The organism is Amycolatopsis sp. NPDC026612, from assembly GCF_040638285.1.
In the GTDB taxonomy this organism is placed as follows: Bacteria; Actinomycetota; Actinomycetes; order Mycobacteriales; family Pseudonocardiaceae; genus Amycolatopsis.
In genome coordinates, this window is the sequence record NZ_JBEZYB010000024.1 from 43612 (window position 1) to 62576 (window position 18965).

Sequence of the window (18965 nt, forward strand, 5' to 3'; positions counted from 1 at the left end):
GACGAGAGGTGTACCGGCAGTACACCCCACCGTGGGGTGCCGGGCTACCTCGCCGAACCGCGTTCGCCTTCCGCACGCTCGGAGCTGCTCGCGTCCCTGCCCGTGGCCGAGGGGCGCTCGCTGTCCACAGTGGCGTGTTCTGCTTCCTGCGTCGCTGTCCAGGAGGAGAGCAGCTGCAGCGCCTCTGCCGACGGCGAGCCGGGCTCCGCGGTGTAGACGGTCAGGGTGAGCCCGGGTTCGGCGGCCAGTTCGAGGCCTTCGTAGGCGAGGGTGAGCGTGCCGACGACCGGGTGGTGGAAGGTCTTCGATCCGCTGCCGTGGTGGCGGACGTTGTGCGCGCCCCACCGGGCGCGGAACTCCTCGCTGCGGGTCGACAGTTCCCCGATCAGGTCGTGCAGGCCCTTGTCGTACGGGTTGCGGCCCGCTTCGATGTGCAGGATCTCGACGCAGACGTCGGCGAAGAAGCTCCAGTCCGGGTAGAAGCGGTACGAGGCCGGGTCGAGGAACTGGAACCGGGCGATGTTCGGGGGCTGCTGCGGGCTGGCGTAGACCTCGGAATAGAACGCCCGCGCCAGGCGGTTCGCGGCCAGCAGGTCCATCCGTCCGTTGCGGACGAACGCCGGTCCTTCGGTGATCGCGTCGAGGACCCATTGCAGGCTTCGGCGCGGGGCCCACTGCTTGGCCTTCGGCCGCCGCCGCAGGATGGCGCTCGTGCCGTCGGCGGCGCGGGTGAGGGCGAGCAAGTGGGCCCGCTCGGCGTCGTCGAGCTGCAGCGCCCGGGCCACCGCGTCCAGCACGGACGGCGAGACGCCGGCAAGGTTCCCGCGTTCGAGCTTCGCGTAGTACTCGACGCTGACATCGGCCAGCATGGCGACCTCGCTGCGCCGCAGTCCGGGTACCCGGCGTTTGGTCCCGGCGGGCAGCCCGGCCTGCTCGGGGGTGATCTTGGCTCGCCGCGAGACGAGGAACTCGCGGATTTCCTGACGATTGTCCACCTCGCCACCCTAAGTCCGCTCACCCGGGAGAAGGGTGCTCTGCCAGTACACCTTTCGAGAGAACCTCCCTGCTCACGCGGGTCCCTGGTTCCCTGGGAACCGGAAGCACTTCCGACCAAGGAGTCACGATGTCGACCTTCGCCCTCGTCGGCGCCGGCCCCGGCCTGGGGCTCGCCACCGCGCGGCGCTTCGGAGCCGCCGGTCACGCCGTCGCCCTGCTCGCCCGCGACGCCGGGCGCCTGGAGGAGCTGACGGCCGGCCTGTCACGCGCCGGGATCCAGGCCCGCGCCTTCCCGGCCGACGTGCTCGATCGTGCGTCGCTCACCGCTGCGCTGCGGGACGCGGCCGACGCTCTCGGACCGGTCGAAATCCTCCAGTTCAGCCCGGTGCCCCGCGCCGACTTCATGCAGCCGGTCCTCGACACGAGCGTCGACGACCTCGACGCGCCGCTGGAGTTCTCCGTGAAGGGGCCGGTCACGGCCGTGACCGCCGTGCTGCCCGGCATGCGCGCACTGGGGCACGGGACCGTCCTGTTCGTGAACGGCGGCAGCGCCGTGCGGCCGAACCCCGCCGTCGCCGGCACCTCGATCGCGTTCGCCGCGGAAAGCGCCTACGCCCGCATGCTGCACGACGCACTGGCCCCGGAGAACATCCACGTCGCCCAGCTGATCGTCCCCGGGGCCATCCGGCCGGACGCAGAGCACAGCAGCCCGGACGCACTGGCCGAACTTCTGTTCGGCATCCATCAGAAGCGTGACGGCTTCCGTCATTTCGCCGAACCCATGCCGAACTGACCGGGAGATCCCCGTGCTCTTCACCCGCGCGATCCCGGTTGCCGTTGTGCTGGCCGCGGTCGCCTGCAGCGCCGAACCGCAGCCAACTTCGCCGTCTCCGGCACCTCGAGCGCCCTCGACCACCTCCGCACCCCAGACTGGGAGCACCACCGCCGTGAACATCCGCCTCACCACCGACGGCCGCGTCGTGAACGCGACGTTGAACGACAGTGCGGCCGCCCGTGATTTCGCCTCCCTGCTCCCGCTCACGCTCGAGTTGAGCGACTTCCACGAGACGGAGCGGATCGCCGACCTGCCCCGCCGGCTGGCCACCGCCGGCGCCCCGGCGAGCGCCGACCCGGAGGCTGGCGACGTCGCTTTCTACGCCCCCTGGGGCAACCTGGCCATCTACTACCGCGACGCTCCCCGCGCGGACGGCGTGGTCATCCTCGGCCGCCTGGCCGACGGCGGCGCCGAGGTGCTCGCCACCGCCGGCCGGGTCACCATCGAACGCTGAAACGGAGAACACGAGATGAACCCCACCTACGACTTCGGCGACCAGGTTGCCTTCGTCACCGGCGCCGGCTCCGGGATGGGACTGGCCACGGCCCGCGCGTTCGCCGAGTCGGGCGCGGCCGTCGCGCTCACCGACGTCGACGAAGCCGCGCTCGACGCGGCGAAGCGGGAGCTCACCGCCGCGGGCCACCGGGTCCTCACGCTGACGTGCGACGTCACCGACGAGGACCAGGTCGCCGCCGCGGTCGACCGCACGGTCGAAACGTTCGGCCGGCTCGACCTGGCGTACAACAACGCGGGCATCCAGATCCCGCCGAGCGACGCCGCGGACGAACCCGCCGAGCGGTTCGACCGGGTGAACGCGATCAACCTGCGCGGGGTGTGGGCCTGCATGAAGCACGAACTGCGGCACATGGGGGCGCAGGGCAGCGGCGCCGTCGTCAACTGCTCCTCCCTCGGCGGCCTCGTCGGCCTCCCGGGCCGCGCGTCCTACCACGCGTCGAAGCACGGGGTGATCGGCCTGACCACCAGCGCGGCGCTCGAGTACGCCCCGCGCGGCATCCGCGTCAACGCGATCTGCCCCGGCACCATCGACACCCCGATGGTGAGCGACATGATCGCCAAGGGCGAGCTCGACCGCGCCGAAGCCGAGGCCAACCAGCCGATCAACCGGCTTGGGACCGCCGAGGAGATCGCCCAGGCCGTGCTGTGGCTGTGCAGCCCGGGAGCCGGGTTCGTCGTCGGGGTGGCCCTGCCCGTCGACGGCGGCTACGTCGCCCGCTGACGGCCGTCCATTCGGGACGGTCTCGACCGGCGCTGCCGGACACCTGCGGAAATGGCATGCGCCGGGACGGAACCGGTGGGCCCGGTGGCCTCGTCGGCTGGTGTGCCGCGCCTGCGGCCACGTCGGGAACCGGCCTGATATCGCCAAAGCCATGTCCTCGTCGAGGTCGGCGACGCGGTGTACGCGCGTCCACGTGACCTGTGGATCGGGGGGTTTGCGGAGTTCATCGCGATCGACCAGGACGACGTCGCACCCAAGCCGGAATCGCTCACCTTCCCCGAAGCGGCCGCGGTGCCGCTGGTGGCCTTGGCCGCCTGGCAGATCCTCGTCGACCGCGCCGACGTGAAACCGGGGAAGAAGGTCCTCGTCCACGCCGGTGCCGGTGGCCTCGGATCGACCGTCATCCAGCTCGCCCAGCACCTCGGCGCCGGTGTCGTGGTGGACTACACCAAGGAAGACTTCTCAACGGTGCTGTCCGGCTACGACCTGGTGCTGGACTCCCTCGGCGGGGCCAACCTCGAGAAGTCGCTGACGGTGCTGAAGCCCGGTGGCCTGGCGATCGGCGTCGCCGGCCCGCCGGACGCCGTGGTCGCCATGAAGCTGCTCAGTCGCAAAGGTGCGCAGACGGGCCGAGGCCCGAGGCGTGCGCTACCAGTTCTTCTTCATGCAGGCCGACGGATCCCAGCTGCGCGAGCTCGGCTCCCTCTACGACAAAGGGGAGCTTCGCCCGGTCGTCGACCGGATCTTCCCGTTCGACAGGACGCTCGAGGGATTGGCCCACGTCGAGCAGGGGCGCACCAAGGCGGGCAAGGTCGTCGTGTCGATCGTGCCCGAAGACAGCTGACGGTGGTCGTACCGGCCCGGCGGCAGGGCTTCGGTGGCCCTGCCGCCGGGCGTCGCCGTCAGGCGGTGGCCGCGTCGCGGACCAGCGCGGTGTCGGTGAACTGTTCGAACCGGACGATCAGCCCGCCGCGCACCGTGAAGTGGTGGACCACCCGGACGTTCAACGCCCGGCCGGTCGCCTTGTGGGTCGCGGTGTAGCGGGCCAGCACGACGACGTTCTCGCCGTCGACGACGTAGGTGTCGTCGTGGGCCGCCCAGCCGTCCCAGTCCTGCGCCAGCTTCTCCATGACCCCGCTCGTCACGCCGTCCGGGGTGCGGTAGGTGCCGGCGAGCGGGAACCCGGCCATCTCCGTCCACTCGACGTCCGGGGCGAGGGTCGCCCGCAGCGCGGCGAGGTCGCCGGCGGCGGAGGCGAGGTACTGCCGCCGGACCACGGCGGCCGGTGCGGTGTCGTCGGTCGTGGTCAGCCCCATGTCAGCTCGCCCTTCGCGACCTTGGTGCCGAGCGAGGCGGCGATCTTCAGCCCGGCGTCCGGGTAGGCGGCCAGCAGGGTTTCCTCGGCCGCCGCGGCGTCGGTCGCGTCCGCGACGGTCTTTTCGAAGAACCGCAGGTATTCGCGGGTGTGCCGGATCGCGGTCGAGTCGGTGGGCGCCCCGGCCACGCGGTGGCCGGCGGCGACGAAGGTCGGTTCGAGCGCTTCGAGTTCGTCGAGGACGCGGAGCCACTCCGCGCGCTGGTCGGTGCTCGCGGCGTCGGCGGTCCAGACGTGGAGGCCCTCGAACAGGAGCACGCCCCCGAACAGGGCGCGTTCGCCCGGCTCGAAGAGGTACCAGGAGCGGTCGCCCAGCGCCGTGCCGGCGCGGCGTACTTCGATCTCGACCCCGTCGACGGCGACCGAGGACGTGGGCAGCGGCGCGATGTCGACCAGCCGGGTCGGCAGGTTGGCGCCGAGGTGCGCCCACGCGGCCAGCTTCTTCTCGTATGTGTCGCGGATGTGCTCGATGACGTCGGCCGGTGCGAGGAACACCGCCTCCGGGAAGGCGTCGGCGATGACTTCGGCGCCGAAGTAGAAGTCCGGGTCGCCGGCGGTGACCAGCACGGTGGTCAGCCGCTTGCCGGAGTCGAGCAGCGCGGCGGTGATCCGGTGCCCGTCGGCCCGGGTGAAGGCCGCGTCCACGACGACGGCCTCGGTCTCGCCGGTGACCAGCACGCTGGTCTTGTTCAGCGAGGTGTCGGCGGCGTCGATGATCCGGTAGCTCAGGGAGCTCATGGTCGGGTCCTGCTTTCGCGGTGTCAGTGGGCAGTGTCAGTGAGAAATGGAGGCGAGGTGGCGGTCGAGGGCGGCGGTCAGCTGCGTGGCCGTGGCCGTCGGGCCGCCCAGCCGCAGCACGCCGGTCCCGGTGTGCAGCAGCAGGGTGGGGTAGGAGGTGACGCCCAGCCGGGCGGCGCGGGTGAAGTCCTGGGCCGCCGGCGTGGGGGCGAGGCGGGCGGTGAACGCGGTCAGCACCGTGTCGGCGGCCAGCCCCCGCTGTTCGGCGACGTGCCGGTAGGTCGTGGCCTCGGACAGGCTCAGCCCGTCGAAGTAGAACGCCCGTTGCATCGCTTCCGCGGCGTCGAGCGCCTGCCCGGGCGCGGCCGCCCGCAGGGCAGCGAACCCGGTGGCGGCCGCCGTGGAGTCCATCTCGAAGCGGCCGTCGGCGACGAGGGCGCGGTAACCGGGCCCGAACTCGGCTCCGGTCAGCTCGGCGATGCGCGCGTTGGCGCCGGCCACGTGCGGCATGGTGCCGATCGGGGCGACCCGGGCCCCGGTGAACAGGCCGCCGCTGACGACTTCGAGCTCGATCCGCCCGGCGTTCGCGGTGGCGAAGTCGCGGATCGCCGGACCGAAGCCGTAGCACCAGCCGCAGTAGGCGTCGAACACGTAGGTCAATCTGGCTTTCATGAATCTCAGCCTAGGAAGCCGACCTGCGGTTTTCACGGTGGTGACGGGACGTACCCTGGTAAGAATGGGACATCCTCCGCGGGGCGCCATCCGGTCTGTCCGGTATGACCCGCCGCCCGGCGTGACCGGTGAGATCGAGCTCACCTCGCTCGCGCGCATGCGGGTCCGTGGCGGCCCGCAGGAGTTCGTCGCCCCGCAACGCCTCGGCTTCGACCTGCTGATCCGGCTCGAGTCGGGCCGCGCCGTGCACACCGTCGACTTCACCGGCTACCCGCTCGGGCCCGGCGACGTCATCTGGGTGCGAGCCGGGCAGGTGCAGCAGTGGGGAGCCATCGACGGCCTCGAGGGCCAGGTCTTCCTGGTCACCCCGGCCGCGATCGACAGCGGGACCGGGGACCTGATCCGGGCAGCGAACGTCGCCACCCCCAACCACTGGACCGCCGCCACGATGACGGGCACCCCGGCAGCCGCCGCCCTCGACGCCGCACTGGCCGCCGCCGCGGCACCGCCGGGTGCAGGGCTCCGCGAAGCCGCGCTGGCCCGCGCCCTCGCCGCGGCGCTGCTGCTCCTCGTCCTGGCCGGCCAGGAAGGCAGTGGCCACCGCCCGCCGACGCACCAGGCGTTCCTCTGGTTCCGCGACGAACTCGAGGCGCACTTCCGCACCCGGCACAAGGTCGCCGACTACGCCGCCCGCCTGGGCTACTCGACCCGCACCCTCAACCGCCTGGCCCGCGACAACACCGGCCTGTCCGCCAAGCAGCTCATCGACGAACGCGTCGTGCTCGAAGCCAAGCGCCTGCTCGCCCACGGGCACGACACGATCGCCCGGACCGCCGGACAGCTCGGCTTCGACGACCCGTCCAACTTCTCCAAGTACTTCCTGTACCGCACGGGGATGACGCCGGCAGCCTTCCGGGACCGCGTCAGACCGCAAAGCTAGCCGGCGGGTGGGGTGTCCGCGGGTTCGAGGACGACCACCGGAATCTTCCGCTCGGTGTAGGTCGCATAGGCCGCGTAGGGCCGGTAGATCGCCACCGCCCGCTCCCACAAGGAGTCCCGCTCCGCGCCCTCGGCGACGCGCGGCCGGACTCGACGACGTTCGCCGCCGGGCAGCTCCACCTCGGTGGTCGCCATCGCCGTCAGATTGTGGAACCACGCCGGATGGGCGTCCACGCCACCCTTCGAGGCGACGACGACCAGCCGTGGCGAGTCGTCGACGTAGATGAGCGGGCTGGTTCGGGCCTCGCCGGACTTGCGGCCGACGTGGTGGAGCAGCAGCACGGGCGCGCCGCCGAAGAACGACCCGCCCACCTTGCCGCCGGTCTTGCGGAACAGGAACGTGTTGAGCCGTGCGAACTGTCGCTGCAGTTTCCAGTAGCGAGACGTCGGCGGGGGAGGCTTGGGCATGACGCCGATAGTGTCAGTAAGTGACACTTGGCGTCAACTGACAAGAGTCTGCCGATGACGTGATTACCGTATGCTGGCCGCCATGGAGAAGCCCGGCCTGCGGGAACGGAAGAAGCAGCGGACGCGCGAAGCGCTGATCGACGCCGCCCAGGCGTTGTTCTGCGCCCACGGCTTCGACGCCACGACCATCGACCAGATCGCCGGATCGGTCGAGGTCTCACCGCGGACGTTCTTCCGGTACTTCACCTCCAAGGAGGACGTCGCGCTGGCCCTCGCGGACGACCAGATCACGGCGGTCCTCGAAGCGTTCGCCGCGCAACCGGCCGACCTGCCGGTGCTGACCGCGCTGCGGACGGCCGCGGTCGAAGTCATCCGGACGTACGAGACCGACGCGCGCTTCCACAGCCTGCAGGACGTCATCTCGGTCAATCCCGCGCTGACGGCCGCCCGGGTCGAGCGGGCGACCGCCCGGTTCGCCGAGGTGGCGTCTCTGGCCGGCGCCCGGATGGGCGTCGACCCGGTCGCGGACCCCCGGCCGTACCTGGTGGCCTCGGTGGCGTTGTGCGCGGTGCCGACGACCGTCGTCGCTTGGCGAGCGGCAGGCCACCAAGCGGCGGAATCCGAGCTGACCAGGCAGGCGTTCGACCTGCTGTCCGCCGGCCTCGACTACCCCGCGGGTCCGGCGGTCGCCGGCCGGTGACGGCAGCACGTCGCGCCCTGCGATGATCCGGGCCGGCCGTCCGGCCACCGCTGAGGCGAGCGAGGCTGGTCCGCGGTTTCCCCACCTGCCGGACGCGGTATCCGGGACGACCGCGGCCTACGGGTTCGGGTCGCGGGGCGTGGCCAGGCTTTGGAAACACGGGCGCAGCAGGTCGACGATCTGCTCGGGTGAGGCGTCCGCGAGGCCCGTGAGCCGCAGCAGGTACCGCTCGGCGAGCACACCGTGGACGATCGCGCTGAGCAGGCTTGCGCGCAGGTCGGCGTCGGGCGTCGAGATCGCCTCGGCGAGCTGGTCGAGCTGCGGCTCCGCGGCCGCCCGGTACCGATCGGCGGCATCGGCGTTCGTGAGCACCGAGCGCAGCACCGCCAAGGAGGCCGTCGGCTCGTCGGTCAGGCGCTTGCCCAGCGACGTGAGCAGTGCCTCGGCGACCTCGTCGGAGGTGCCACCGGGCAACTCGTCCGCGGGAACCTCGGAGGCGCGGGCGAAGAGCAGTTCCTTGCTCCCGAAGTAGTGCATGACCAGGCCGCCGTCGACGCCGGCGGCCGAGGCCACGGCCCGGATGGTGGTCCGGTCGTAGCCGAGCTCGGCGAAGATCCGGCGGGCCGCGTCGAGGATGCGTTCCTCGCTCCGGCGGCGCTGCTGCGCCCTGGTCGGACGGGCGCTCGAGTCGGTCACCGGTTCATTCTACGGCCGTTGACCGGCGAGCCGTTTCGTTCTACGGTTGTTCAATCAACAAGCGTTCAACGAAAGGGAGCCGGCCATGACCGCCACGTCACGCGAAGTCGTCGAGCAGGTCCTGCGCGCCAGCCGCGAGATGGACACCGACACGTTCGTGAGCCTGATCGCGCCGGACGGCTACGTCGAGTGGCCGTACCAGCTGCCCGGCCTGCCTGGGCGGCTGGAGGGGCGGGAACAGATTCGCGAGTTCATGACCACTCAAGCCAAGGGTCTCGTCCGGTTCGACGAATACCGCGACACGGTGATCCACGAGACCACCGACCCCGAGGTGGTCATCGTCGAATACACCGTCCACGGCACCGTGATCCCGACCGGCGCGCCCTTGCTGCAGACCATCATCGCGGTCCTCCGGATCAGGGACGGCCTGGTCGTCTCGTACCGCGACTACCTCAACCCGTTGGTACTGGCCGATATCCTCGCGGGGCGCGGGACAACTCCATGATCGTCCAATCGGCGGCGCGGCGGAGCGACGTCACGGACAGCCCCACGTCCGCGGCCAGTTGGCGCACCTGTTCCATCGTCCGTTCCTTTCCTCCGTAGTACATCAGCATGCGGAGGTCGGTTTCGGAGTCGGTCCGGACGCCTTCCTCGGCCGCGAACTCGTCGACCACGACGACCCTGCCCCGGGTTCCGGCGGCGTCGGCGCAGTGGCCCAGGATGGTCCGGACGTCGGCGTCGTTCCAGTCGCTCTGGATACGCGACACCACGTATCCGCCGGCTCCTGGGGGCAGGGGTTCCAGGAAGTTTCCGCTGAGCGCCGCCGCTCTGTCGCTCAACCCGGCGTCGCGGAAAGCGCGGGTGGCGGGCTCGGCATCGCGGTCCACGACGGTCCCGCGAAGACCCGGATGTGCTCGCAGCAAGCCCACGAGAAGGGTGCCGTTGCCGCCACCCACGTCCACGACGTTCCCGAGTGCTCCCCAGTCGTAGGCCTCGGCGATTTCCTGGACTCGCTTCTTCATGCCGTCGGCCATCACCTGGTCGAAGTGGACGGCCGAGGACGGTTCTTTGCCGAGGTCGTCCCAGAAACTCGTGCCGTACTGAGCCGAGTAAGCCACGGTGTCGCCACTCCGGGCGACGTCCAACAGGTGGACGAAAGACAGCTCGGCGCGGCCGGCGACCGTGTTGAGGTCCAGAAAGTCCGGATTCGCGACCATGTCGTTTTCGACGAGCATCTGGGCGCCGACCGGGGTCAATCCGAACAGACCGCCGTCGTCCCGGGTCAGCACTCCGACGGCGGCCAAGTGGAGGAGGATGCGTTCGAGCACATCGGGATCGGTGTTCGTGTTCGCCGCCAGCGCTTGAGCGGTCAGCCGGCCTCCCGAAACCTGCTGCGGGATGCGCAGGGTGACGGCCACCCTGATCGCCATCGGGGTGATCAGATCGGCGAGCTCCCGCAGGCTCCGCCCCGATTCCCGCCTGCCTGTGCCCTGTCCGGTCGCCGGAGTCTCGGATGTCGCCATGCTGCCCGTTTTCCTCCACCTTCGACGTCACCTCGGTGCGGTGGACACCGGCGCTCGGGAGGGCTCGATGCCGGCTTCGCGGTGTCATCGAGCCCCCGAGCTCCGGGTCGGCTGTCAGGTCCTACCACCGCCACCGTCCGGGCGGCTTGGTGCCGAGGATGCGGCGCAGCTTGGCGATCATCGCGTTCACCTCCTTTCGTTGTCGATGGTCTCCGTCTCAGGTGGGGGTGCGGAGGACGGCGAAGGGCCGGGGAACGGCACCCTCGACCATGGCCGGGCGGGCGTCGGCCCCGGTGACGGTCAGCCGGGCGTCCTTCGTGAGAGCTGTCAGCGCTTCGGTCATCAAGGTCAGCGCCACCGACGCGCCGACGCAGGTGTACGGCCCGGCACCGAACGGGACGTAGGGGCCGCGCTCACCTGATTCCGCCCACCGCTCGGGCCGGAAGACATCGGAGTCGGGCCAGTGGTCCTGGTCGTGGTGCAGCAGGAACGGGCTGACCGAGAGGATGTCGCCGGGCTGGAAGGGGAGGCCGCCGAATTCGGTCGACCGGGCGACGGTACGGCCGACCATCCAGACCATCGGGCGATGCCTCATCGCCTCGCGCACGATCCACGTGGCGGGCCACGGCCACGGCGCATCCGACGTGTGGTGCAGGCACGCCAGCAGCACCGACCAAGCCAGCGTGGAGCTGACGGGTGCCACGATCGACCGGAACAGCACCAGGAAGACCTCGGCGACCGTCCGGTCCGCCAGGTCGTCCGGGCACGCGCCGAGCACGGCGTCCAGTACATCACGCGACTCGCCGGCGGGGCCTTCCCTGCGACAGCCCGCTTCCTCGCTGACGGCTGTGATCAGCTTTCCGCGCAGCCCTTCCGCCCGCACCCGCTGCCACACGTGTGGCGACCGGAACATGACGCCGCCGTGGAGGGCTTGATCCAGCAATCGCCGTGTCCCGGCCGGAGTCCGCGGGTGGAGCAGTACGTTGGCCAGGCCGCGGTACACGAGGTCCGACGCCGTGGCCGGCCAGCGACTGGCCACGGGGAGATCTGCCACCGCATCGGCGAGTGCGTCCCGGTACTCGGGAACCCGTGTCCGCAAGAGGTTCCGCGCCGCCTGGCCGACGGCGACCTGCGCTGTCCGCGTCGCCAGCAGGTCCCGGAAGAACCCGGACGTGCCGCTGTTGAATTCCGGGCTCCGCAGCAGTTCGCCGGCCAGACCCGGATCGCTCACGCACCAGCCACGCCAGGGAAGCCGGATGATGCCCGTCGCGGTGCGGCGGCGAAGGTCCTGGAGGTATGCAAAGGGATCCTGCCTGAGCCCGCGCCGGTAGCCGGTTCTCATGAGGCGGGAAAGTCGTTTCGTGGGTGCCTGCCGCGGGTGACCTCATCGTGGACCGGCCTTCCGGAAGCCGGTTGGGTCAGCGTCACGACCGGGCCCTCCTCCCCTTGGAGCCGCACCGATGTCTACATCATCAACTGAGGTAGCCATCCCATCTTGCTCTCCTCGCCCGGATTTCGTCAAGAACGACCTCGCGGCGCGCACTGTCTATTGTGGACATGCGGTACTCATAGGAGTGTATAACGACCTATACGGAACTCGACTGTGACAGCGTCTCCTACGTCAGCGCGCGTATCTCCGATGGCCGCTCCCATGCCGACGCGGAACGCCGGTGCCTGCGGCACAGTCGGGAGTCTTCTGCAGCAAAGACTCCCGAAGGGGGAATGGATCATGAGGTCCACGCCGGAATCTGTTGCCCCGTCAGTGCCTGCCCCGTCGCGGTGGGCCCTGACGGGGGCGATCGTGTTCCTCATTGCGTACCTGTCGGTGAACTTCGCCGGCGTCCTCGGTGACCGGAGCCTGCCTCTGCCCGGCGCACCGGCGGTCGACGTCGCGGCGTACTACGCCGCCAACCCCGCGGCCACGGTGGCCGTCGCCCTGCTGCAGGCCGTCTCCGTTCTCGGTTTCGCCGGTTTCGCCCGCGCCGTCGTCCGGATCCCGGTCACCGAACCGGCCGGGGCGCGCCTGCTCGCCGGTACCGCGGGAATTTCCGTGCTGGCGATGCTGGTGTCGTGCGCCCTTTCCCTCGCCTTGGCGATCGTCGCCGGCTCGACGTCCTTGGCCGCGGTCCAGACGCTGCGGCTGGGCAGCTTCTACGCCGGCGGGGTCGTCAATGTGGTCACCTTGGGCCTGTTCGTCCTGGTTGCCGCGACCATCCTCGCCCGCGACGGCTTCCTCGGTGCGCCGGCCCGCTGGTTCGGCTACGTCGCGGGGACCCTGGCGACGCTCTCGGTGCTGTCGTTGGTGTTCTACTACGCGAGCGCTCTCCTGCCCATCGGCCGGTTCCTGTCGATGGTGTGGACGGTGGCCGCCGCCATCGTGCTCGCCAGGCATCGCCGCCGGGCCGTGGCGGCCCGGTCCGCCGCCACGAGCACCGGGCACGCCGCGTGATCGACGCAGTCACCGTGCCGGTGGCGAACCATTCCGCGCGTAAAGGGGTCGCGGTGATCCGACGGTAGTCGAGCCGGGACCGGCGGCACCATCCTGCAGCCATCCGGATCGGTGCGGTAGCAGGCACCACCGCGAAGTCGGAACCACGGGCTACTGATCTCGGCCGGTTCCGGCGGCAAGGTTTTGCCGCAGAGCTGCCCCGCACCGGCGTCGGCAGCATCAGCACGACGTTCGGTGGAGGAGTTTTCATGACCGTTGAGACGATGCTCTGGTCGCCACGCACGGCAACGTCGCCGGGTGGCCGGCCCAGGTGGGTGCCTGGTGTGCTGGGCGTGGTGGCGGCGGGCCTGGTGCCGTGGGTGTTCGTGCTGGGCCGGACGCTGCCCGAGACCACCGAGGTGCGGCACTGGCCGGCCGCGTGGATCGGACTCGACCTGGCCGTGGCGCTCGGCTGCGCGACCACCGCCCGGTGGTACCACCGGGGCGATGGCCGCGCTCGCCTGTCGGCCTCGGCGGTCGCGGCACTCATGGGGATGGACGCCTGGTTCGACGTCCTCACCGCCCGGCCCGGCGCCGAATTCACCCAGGCTCTCGTCAGTGCGGTCCCGGAACTGGCCCTGGCCGGACTGTGCACCTGGCTCGCTCTGCGCGGCGATCCGGGCACGGCGGCCGGCTCGACCGGGCGCTGACTTGGCCGCGTCCGCAGCCAAAAGCAGGCAAAAGCGGGGCATCGTCGGCCGGGAAATCCTCCCCGAAGTAGTGCCCTCTCGGGCGTTGACAGTAAACCCGCGACCCTGATAATCGAGCGCGCCTCGCGTCGTCCTGTTGTGTTCAAAGGGTTGGACTCATCGGCCGAATCGGCTTCGAAAGTTTCACGTTTTGTTCGCGAGGCTCGCCGAGAAAAGAATCATGGCGGTTTACCGATCATCGTCCTCGTGTTGACATTTCTTGTGGCTGCTTGGAACACTGTGCGGCGGCACACGATGTGCCGTCACATCGACGGGGCTGTCGAATCCACTGATCGCGTCGTTGCATCCGGTGCCATTCCGCGAGGGCGTCATGCCTGTTTCCGCGGCGGAAATCGCATCCATTTCGAGGAGGATATATGGGAATCCGTGCTTTGCGGCTGAAGACGTTATTGGCGGTGGTCGGCCTGGTGGCCGGCGGCGCGCTGGTCGGGTCTGCGCCGGTCGCGTCCGCGGCGTCGGCGGACGGTGTCGTGCAGTCTCCGCGGTTCGACCGGTCCACCCAGGGGCAGAAGGAAGAGTTCTGGACGCCGGAGCGGCTGCGCAGTGCCAGACCCGTGGCCCAGGACACGCCGAAGGTCGCGGCGAGGACCGAGTCGGCCTCGCCGGTGCTGACCCCCGGCGGGGATCAGTTCGGGAACGCGCAGGTCGCCCGGCCCTACACGGCGGACTTCAAGTCGCGGGTGACCGGGAAGGTGTTCTTCGTCGATCCCCGGGACGGCCTGACCTACGTCTGTTCCGGTTCGGTGATCAACTCCACCGGCAAGAGCGTGGTCGCCACCGCGGCGCACTGCGTGTTCCAGGGCGCGGCCGGCCAGGCGGTGTGGAGCCAGAACTTCATCTTCATCCCGTCCTACGACAACAACAGCCGGCCGCTGGGCACCTGGAACGCCGCGACCTTCTGGATCCCGACGACGTACTTCAACCACGGCAACGACGGCGTCACCCATGAGGACGACGTGGCATCCGTGGCGATCGCCGCGCAGGGCGCGTCCAAGATCACCAACGTGGTCGGCGGCCTCGGCTGGGTGCCGAACAACTCCGGCGCCATCAACGGCTGGGACACCCACGGCTACCCGCAGGAACTGTACGGCGGCCAGAACCAGCTGCACTGCATCGGCAACGGCCGGGACGTCGGCGGCTTCAACGGCGACACCTACCTGTTCACCAACAACTGCGTCGCGTTCGGTGGCTGGAGCGGCGGTCCGGTGATCAACAGCAGCAACCAGCTGCTGGCGGTCACCTCCGGCAGCGACCGGTCGACCAACGCGTTCTACGCGCGCGCTGCGTCGAACACCTGGGTGCCGGTGCTCAACGCGGCCCAGGCGGCCGGCTTCTGAGGGCACGGACCCGGCGAGGGGTCACCGTGGCGGGCGTCCATTCCGGACACCGCCGGGTGGCCCCTCGATCCTGCTCCTGGCGAAAGCGCCACGAGCTCGGACCGATAGGGTCCGGGGTGTGAAGTATCCGGAACTGGAGGCGGCTGTCCTGCGGCTCGTCATCGCCGCCGGCGCCGAGGCCGCCGAGGCCTTCGGCGCCGCGACGATCACCCGGCTGCTCCGGGACGAGGTCCTGGCCGACGCGGGGCAGGACGAGCTCACCGAAGATGCCTGGGCCGCGCTGACCCGCGCCCGAGAGTCGATCCTGACCATCGACGCCGCAGAACTGGAGACGTTGATCGCCCGGATCGACGCCGGGATCCTCGTGGACGACGACCTGGATCGCGGGATCGTCGCCGCGATCACCGCACTCATGCACTGGAACAGCTACCTCCGGGGCCGGCGCCGAGGCGAACTCTACGAACTGGCCATCCGCTCGATCGAGGACGTCGACTTCCAGGTGAGCGCCGATCTCGACGACGTACTCGCCACCCCGGAGATGTCCGCGGAGTACGAACGGATCCAGCGGCTCCTCGCCTCCTGAATGCCTGGTTTTCCCCCCGTCCGAAGCCAACACGGGTGCGCGATGCGGTGACGGCGCCGAACGGCGTAGTCGCCTTGCGCGTCCTGTGAATTTCCCCAGGGCCGGAAGGCGGCAAGGACAGGCGGCCTCTGACGGGTGCGGGGGTCCCCCTTTGTTCTGGCACGGGCGCGGGGAGGAGGACATGATCATCGAGGTCACCGTGCAACCGGCGGCCGAGCGGTGGCAACCGAACGGCGGGTTCACGCGTGAGGGAGGCATGGAGACGACGGAACCGCAGACCGACGAGGGGTCGCTGGAGGTCGTGCGCCGTCGGGACTTCGGCGAGGCAGCCCGGTGGCAGGAGAACTGTGCGCTCGTGGCCGACCTGGCGCTGCACCTCACGGTGGCCCTCCTGGCCGCGTCGCGGCTGGACTTCCCGTTCCTGTTCACGGCCGTCGCGGCGTACTCGGTGGTGTCGTTCGTCCACCGGGTCCCGCTGCAGTGGTGGTGGGGCGCCACGACCGGCCGGGCGCTCGTCGGCCTGCGCTGCGTGGTCGAGGCCACCGGAGGGAAGGCAACGCTCGGCATGCTGCTCAAGCAATGGTTGCTGACGTCATGCGGGTTGGTGGTCTTCGCCGTGCTTCCTTTGGTCGACGCGATTCCGAATTAGCGGCGAACCGGTGGTGCCCAGGCGTCCCCGGGGTGCGGCGGCCGTCGCCGTCCCCGACGTGCCCGGAGAGGTCGAGGAGACCCAGACCGTGCGGGAAGCCCTGGGTGCGGTGCTCGGCGTCCAGGCCGATGTCGAGCATCGTGTGGATCGGGTTCGTCCGCCGTGCGGCGCCCTGGGTGTCCGCCGGCCCGGCGCTCGGCTCGCTCCACCCCGCGTCGGTCCAGCCGCGCGCTCCTCGCCGGTCCGGACGCCTCCGACGTCGCCGGATCCCCTCAGCCGGCCGGGAGTACCCGCCGCAGCCAGCCGCCCGGGTCGGGGGCCTCGCCGTGCTGAACGTCGATCAGGGCTTGGCGCAGGCGGCGGGTGACCGGGCCCGGTGTGCCGTCGCCGACGGTCCAGTCGCCTTCGCGGTCGCGGACCCGGCCGACCGCCGTGACCACTGCCGCCGTTCCGCAGGCGAACACCTCCGTGATCCGGCCCGACCGGCACTCCGCTCGCCAGCCGTCGACGGAAACGCGTTCCTCCCGGACGTCGTAGCCGAGCCGCTTTCCGAGCACCAGCAAGGATTCCCGGGTCACGCCCGGCAGCAAGGTGCCGGTCAGCGCCGGGGTCACCAGCTGGGGGCCATCCGGGGTTTCGCGGACGAAGAACAGGTTCATCCCGCCCATTTCCTCGACCCAGCGGTGTTCGACGGCGTCGAGCCAGACCACCTGCTGGCAGCCCGCTTCCTGGGCCAGCCGCTGCGCGGCGAACGACGGCCCGTAGTTCGCCGCGCACTTCACGTCCCCGGTGCCGCCCGGCATCGCGCGGCTGTGCTCACGGCTGATCAGCACCGACACCGGCGCCAGCACGTCGTCGCCGAAGAAGCCGCCCGCCACGAACGCCATCATCAGGAACCGGTACTCCGTCGACGGCCGCAGCATCAGGTTCGCCTCGGTCGCGAACATCAGCGGACGCAGGTACAGGCTCAGGCCGGGGTCGGCGGGCAGCAGGTGCTGATCCGCCGCGACGACCGCGTCGATCGCCGCGAGGAAGGCCTCCTCCGGCAGTTCCGGCATGGCGAGCCGGCGCGCCGAACGCCGGAACCGCAGCGCGTTGCGGTCCGGGCGGAACACCGCCACCGACCCGTCCGGCTGCCGGTGCGCCTTCAGGCCTTCGAAGATCACCTGGGCGTAGTGGAGGCCGATCATCGCCGGGTGCATCGGGATCGGCTCCAGCGGGCCGATTCCCCGGTCGTGCCAGCCGCCCTCCTCGGTCCAGGTCATGGTCACCACGTGCGGGGTGAACGCATCGCCGTGGCCGGGCCGGGCGAAGCCGGGTGCCGGTTCGGTCATCTGCTGGGTCACGGTGTGTTCCTTCCGGGCGGCGGTCAGGCCAGCGGGGCGAAGTAGTAGGTGTGACGCCTGCGGAACAGGCCGGTCCCGTCCCGCTCGAAGAAGTCCGCGAACCCGATGCTGATCTCCGCCCCGGTCCGCAGCAGTCCGTCGAACCGGCCGTGCACGGCCACGTGCGGGCCGTCCGCGAGCACCGCGGTCAGCGTGTGGGCGCCGGAACTGATGACGCGCTCCTCGCGGTAGAAGGTGGTCAGCCCGGCCCGGCCGAACCAGGGCCGGTAGCCGGGCCGGTGGTATTCGCAGTCTTCGGTGAACAGGGCGACCAGTGCGGTGAAGTCGCCCGCGTCCACGCACTCGTAGAAGCGCCGGGCCAGGTCGGCCCCGCTCACTTCGGTGGCCGCCGTCGTGGTCGGCTGGCTCATGGTCCGGCTCCGATCGGGTCGCGCGGGGGCGTCTGCCATCGCGTAGGTGGCGCAGACGACGGCCGCCCGGGCGGCGGCGAGCAGCTTGCCCAGCTCGGCCGTCCGTTCGGCGCCGTCCAGCGGAAAGGCCTGCAGCCGCTCCGCCGCCGCGGCGGCGTGGGCGGCCGCCTCGGTCAGGCAGAGCAGGGTTTCGTCCAGCGGGTCGCTGCGGTCCGACCGGGCCTGGAGTGCTTCGAGTTCGCGGTGCAGCAGCGCGAGGCGATCGGCCCGCGAGACGGGGGTGCTCCGGCGGGCGGGTGCCGGCAGCGGGTGGGTGAGGGACATCGGCGGCTCCTCCCGGCCGGTCAGCTCGGCCGGGCGGCGGTGCACCACTCGAGGACGGCCATCGCGGCGGTCATCTTGTGGTAGGCCTGCCGCCAGGCGCGGCTGCGCGAGCCGTCCAGCACCTCGTCGGTCACTTCCTGGCCCCGGACGGCGGGCAGGTCGTGCAGGAAGATCGTCCACGCGGAACTGACCCGTTCCAGCAGACCGGCGTTCACCTGGTACGGGTCGAACGCGGTCCGCCAGTCGGGGTCCGCTTTGGACACTCCCATCGTCTGCCACCGGCTGGTGTAGACGACGTCGACCGGCTTCGGGACGTCGTCGAGGCTGTGGTGCTGCCGGACCCGGCCGCCGGTGCCGTCGAACGCCTCGGCGGCCAGGCCGTACCCGGGCGGGGTCAGCAGGGTGAGCTCGAAGTCCGGGGTCAGCGCGGCCGCTTTCGCCAGGGCCGCCGCCGTGCTGTTGCCCTCGCCGACGTAGAGCAGGTGCCGTCCGGCGAGCTCGCCGAACTCCTCCGCGACGGTGGCGAAGTCGGCGAGCGCCTGCGTCGGGTGCTCGAACTCGGTGAGGGCGTTGATCACGGCGAGGTCCGGCGCCTGCGCCAGCTCGCGCAGCTCGGCGACGTCGCCGTTGGTGCGCACCACGAGCGCGTCCAGGTAGCCCGAGAGCACGCGCGCGGTGTCGGCCAGCGACTCCCCGGTGATCAGCTGCAGGTCGTCCGGGCCGTAGGTGATGACGTCCGCGCCGAGCCGGGTCGCGGCGCGCCAGAAGGAGGTCCGGGTCCGGGTGGAGGACCGGCGGAAGTACGTGCCGACCGCCCGCCCGGCCAGCGGGGTGGCCGTGGCTCCGGCGCCGAACTCGACGGCCCGGCCGACGAGCGCCGCGAGGTCGCCCGTCGAGATGTCCGAGAGTGAGATCAAGCTGCGCATGGCACACCTCTGC

The 18965-nt window shown here is 70.7% G+C and carries 23 protein-coding genes and 1 pseudogene; 13 read left to right on the forward strand and 11 right to left on the reverse strand.

The genetic code is table 11. The annotated features are described in order from the left end of the window. Positions 1-44: 44 nt before the first annotated feature. Positions 45-995, reverse strand: a complete 951-nt coding sequence (locus tag AB0F15_RS22515) for a helix-turn-helix transcriptional regulator (RefSeq protein ID WP_360273407.1) — start codon at positions 993-995, stop codon at positions 45-47. Positions 996-1123: 128 nt separating this feature from the next. Between AB0F15_RS22515 and AB0F15_RS22520 the strand changes: the two genes are divergently transcribed. The 5 genes and pseudogenes from AB0F15_RS22520 (at position 1124) to AB0F15_RS22540 (ending at position 3912) form a co-directional block, all read left to right on the forward strand. Continuing rightward, positions 1124-1789: an SDR family NAD(P)-dependent oxidoreductase gene (locus AB0F15_RS22520; protein ID WP_360273410.1), complete on the forward strand. Its 666-nt coding sequence runs from the start codon at positions 1124-1126 to the stop codon at positions 1787-1789. A 154-nt stretch (positions 1790-1943) separates the two neighbouring features. Further along, complete coding sequence (locus AB0F15_RS22525; protein WP_360273413.1) at positions 1944-2285, forward strand: cyclophilin-like fold protein; 342 nt, start codon at positions 1944-1946, stop codon at positions 2283-2285. Positions 2286-2300: 15 nt separating this feature from the next. Continuing rightward, the gene (locus tag AB0F15_RS22530; RefSeq protein ID WP_360273416.1) at positions 2301-3068 is read left to right on the forward strand and encodes a glucose 1-dehydrogenase; all 768 of its coding nucleotides are present in this window, start codon (positions 2301-2303) and stop codon (positions 3066-3068) included. A 342-nt stretch (positions 3069-3410) separates the two neighbouring features. Then, positions 3411-3659, forward strand: a pseudogene (locus tag AB0F15_RS22535) (zinc-binding dehydrogenase); the annotation flags it as partial. Between the two features lie 25 nt (positions 3660-3684). Next, a complete protein-coding gene (locus tag AB0F15_RS22540; RefSeq protein ID WP_360273418.1) occupies positions 3685-3912 on the forward strand; it encodes a zinc-binding dehydrogenase in 228 nt (75 codons plus the stop codon). Positions 3913-3970: 58 nt separating this feature from the next. Here the strand turns inward: AB0F15_RS22540 and AB0F15_RS22545 are convergent, their stop codons facing one another. The 3 genes from AB0F15_RS22545 to AB0F15_RS22555 are packed head-to-tail and all read right to left on the reverse strand — an operon-like array spanning position 3971 to position 5853. Next, entirely contained in the window at positions 3971-4384 is a 414-nt protein-coding gene (locus AB0F15_RS22545) for a nuclear transport factor 2 family protein (RefSeq protein ID WP_360273421.1), read from the reverse strand. Continuing rightward, positions 4375-5181, reverse strand: a complete 807-nt coding sequence (locus tag AB0F15_RS22550) for an MBL fold metallo-hydrolase (RefSeq protein ID WP_360273423.1) — start codon at positions 5179-5181, stop codon at positions 4375-4377. The genes AB0F15_RS22545 and AB0F15_RS22550 overlap by 10 nt, the downstream gene beginning before the upstream one ends. 36 nt (positions 5182-5217) lie before the next feature. Then, positions 5218-5853: a DsbA family protein gene (locus AB0F15_RS22555; RefSeq protein ID WP_360273426.1), complete on the reverse strand. Its 636-nt coding sequence runs from the start codon at positions 5851-5853 to the stop codon at positions 5218-5220. Positions 5854-5917: 64 nt separating this feature from the next. Here AB0F15_RS22555 and AB0F15_RS22560 point away from each other — a divergent pair, with 64 nt between their 5' ends. Next, the gene (locus AB0F15_RS22560; RefSeq protein WP_360273429.1) at positions 5918-6793 is read left to right on the forward strand and encodes a helix-turn-helix domain-containing protein; all 876 of its coding nucleotides are present in this window, start codon (positions 5918-5920) and stop codon (positions 6791-6793) included. On the opposite strand, the gene AB0F15_RS22565 is transcribed toward AB0F15_RS22560, so the two are convergent. Next, entirely contained in the window at positions 6790-7260 is a 471-nt protein-coding gene (locus AB0F15_RS22565) for a nitroreductase/quinone reductase family protein (protein ID WP_360273432.1), read from the reverse strand. The two genes, AB0F15_RS22560 and AB0F15_RS22565, sit on opposite strands and share 4 nt — an antisense overlap. Before the next feature lie 82 nt (positions 7261-7342). Here AB0F15_RS22565 and AB0F15_RS22570 point away from each other — a divergent pair, with 82 nt between their 5' ends. After that, positions 7343-7960 carry a TetR family transcriptional regulator gene (locus AB0F15_RS22570; RefSeq protein WP_360273434.1) on the forward strand — a complete coding sequence of 206 codons (618 nt, stop codon included), beginning with the start codon at positions 7343-7345 and terminating at the stop codon, positions 7958-7960. 117 nt (positions 7961-8077) lie between these two features. Here AB0F15_RS22570 and AB0F15_RS22575 read toward each other — a convergent pair whose 3' ends face one another. Further along, on the reverse strand, positions 8078-8656 hold the full coding sequence (locus AB0F15_RS22575; RefSeq protein WP_360273437.1) for a TetR family transcriptional regulator: 579 nt from the start codon (positions 8654-8656) through the stop codon (positions 8078-8080). 85 nt (positions 8657-8741) lie between these two features. On the opposite strand from AB0F15_RS22575, the gene AB0F15_RS22580 reads away from it, so the two are divergent. Next, positions 8742-9161, forward strand: a complete 420-nt coding sequence (locus AB0F15_RS22580) for a nuclear transport factor 2 family protein (RefSeq protein WP_360273440.1) — start codon at positions 8742-8744, stop codon at positions 9159-9161. On the opposite strand, the gene AB0F15_RS22585 is transcribed toward AB0F15_RS22580, so the two are convergent. Both AB0F15_RS22585 and AB0F15_RS22590 read right to left on the reverse strand, forming a co-directional pair. Then, positions 9109-10179, reverse strand: coding sequence for a methyltransferase (locus tag AB0F15_RS22585; protein ID WP_360273443.1), 1071 nt, complete (start codon positions 10177-10179; stop codon positions 9109-9111). The genes AB0F15_RS22580 and AB0F15_RS22585 overlap by 53 nt on opposite strands. Before the next feature lie 217 nt (positions 10180-10396). Beyond that, positions 10397-11410 carry a cytochrome P450 gene (locus AB0F15_RS22590; RefSeq protein WP_360273446.1) on the reverse strand — a complete coding sequence of 338 codons (1014 nt, stop codon included), beginning with the start codon at positions 11408-11410 and terminating at the stop codon, positions 10397-10399. 570 nt (positions 11411-11980) lie between these two features. On the opposite strand from AB0F15_RS22590, the gene AB0F15_RS22595 reads away from it, so the two are divergent. From AB0F15_RS22595 to AB0F15_RS22615, 5 genes are all read left to right on the forward strand, one after another. Next, the gene (locus tag AB0F15_RS22595) at positions 11981-12628 is read left to right on the forward strand and encodes a hypothetical protein (RefSeq protein WP_360273449.1); all 648 of its coding nucleotides are present in this window, start codon (positions 11981-11983) and stop codon (positions 12626-12628) included. A gap of 248 nt (positions 12629-12876) precedes the next feature. Then, the gene (locus tag AB0F15_RS22600) at positions 12877-13317 is read left to right on the forward strand and encodes a hypothetical protein (protein WP_360273451.1); all 441 of its coding nucleotides are present in this window, start codon (positions 12877-12879) and stop codon (positions 13315-13317) included. 416 nt (positions 13318-13733) lie between these two features. Next, positions 13734-14714 carry a trypsin-like serine protease gene (locus tag AB0F15_RS22605; protein ID WP_360273453.1) on the forward strand — a complete coding sequence of 327 codons (981 nt, stop codon included), beginning with the start codon at positions 13734-13736 and terminating at the stop codon, positions 14712-14714. A gap of 118 nt (positions 14715-14832) precedes the next feature. Further along, positions 14833-15297: a hypothetical protein gene (locus tag AB0F15_RS22610; protein ID WP_360273455.1), complete on the forward strand. Its 465-nt coding sequence runs from the start codon at positions 14833-14835 to the stop codon at positions 15295-15297. A 181-nt stretch (positions 15298-15478) separates the two neighbouring features. After that, a complete protein-coding gene (locus AB0F15_RS22615) occupies positions 15479-15946 on the forward strand; it encodes a hypothetical protein (RefSeq protein WP_360273457.1) in 468 nt (155 codons plus the stop codon). 272 nt (positions 15947-16218) lie between these two features. Here the strand turns inward: AB0F15_RS22615 and AB0F15_RS22620 are convergent, their stop codons facing one another. Genes AB0F15_RS22620 through AB0F15_RS22630 form a run of 3 tightly spaced genes read right to left on the reverse strand, consistent with a single transcriptional unit; the run spans position 16219 to position 18952 of the window. Next, complete coding sequence (locus AB0F15_RS22620) at positions 16219-17292, reverse strand: branched-chain amino acid aminotransferase (protein ID WP_360273460.1); 1074 nt, start codon at positions 17290-17292, stop codon at positions 16219-16221. Positions 17293-17315: 23 nt separating this feature from the next. Beyond that, a complete protein-coding gene (locus AB0F15_RS22625; RefSeq protein WP_360273463.1) occupies positions 17316-18026 on the reverse strand; it encodes a nuclear transport factor 2 family protein in 711 nt (236 codons plus the stop codon). A 20-nt stretch (positions 18027-18046) separates the two neighbouring features. Continuing rightward, positions 18047-18952 carry an ornithine carbamoyltransferase gene (locus tag AB0F15_RS22630; RefSeq protein WP_360273465.1) on the reverse strand — a complete coding sequence of 302 codons (906 nt, stop codon included), beginning with the start codon at positions 18950-18952 and terminating at the stop codon, positions 18047-18049. Positions 18953-18965 lie beyond the last annotated feature (13 nt).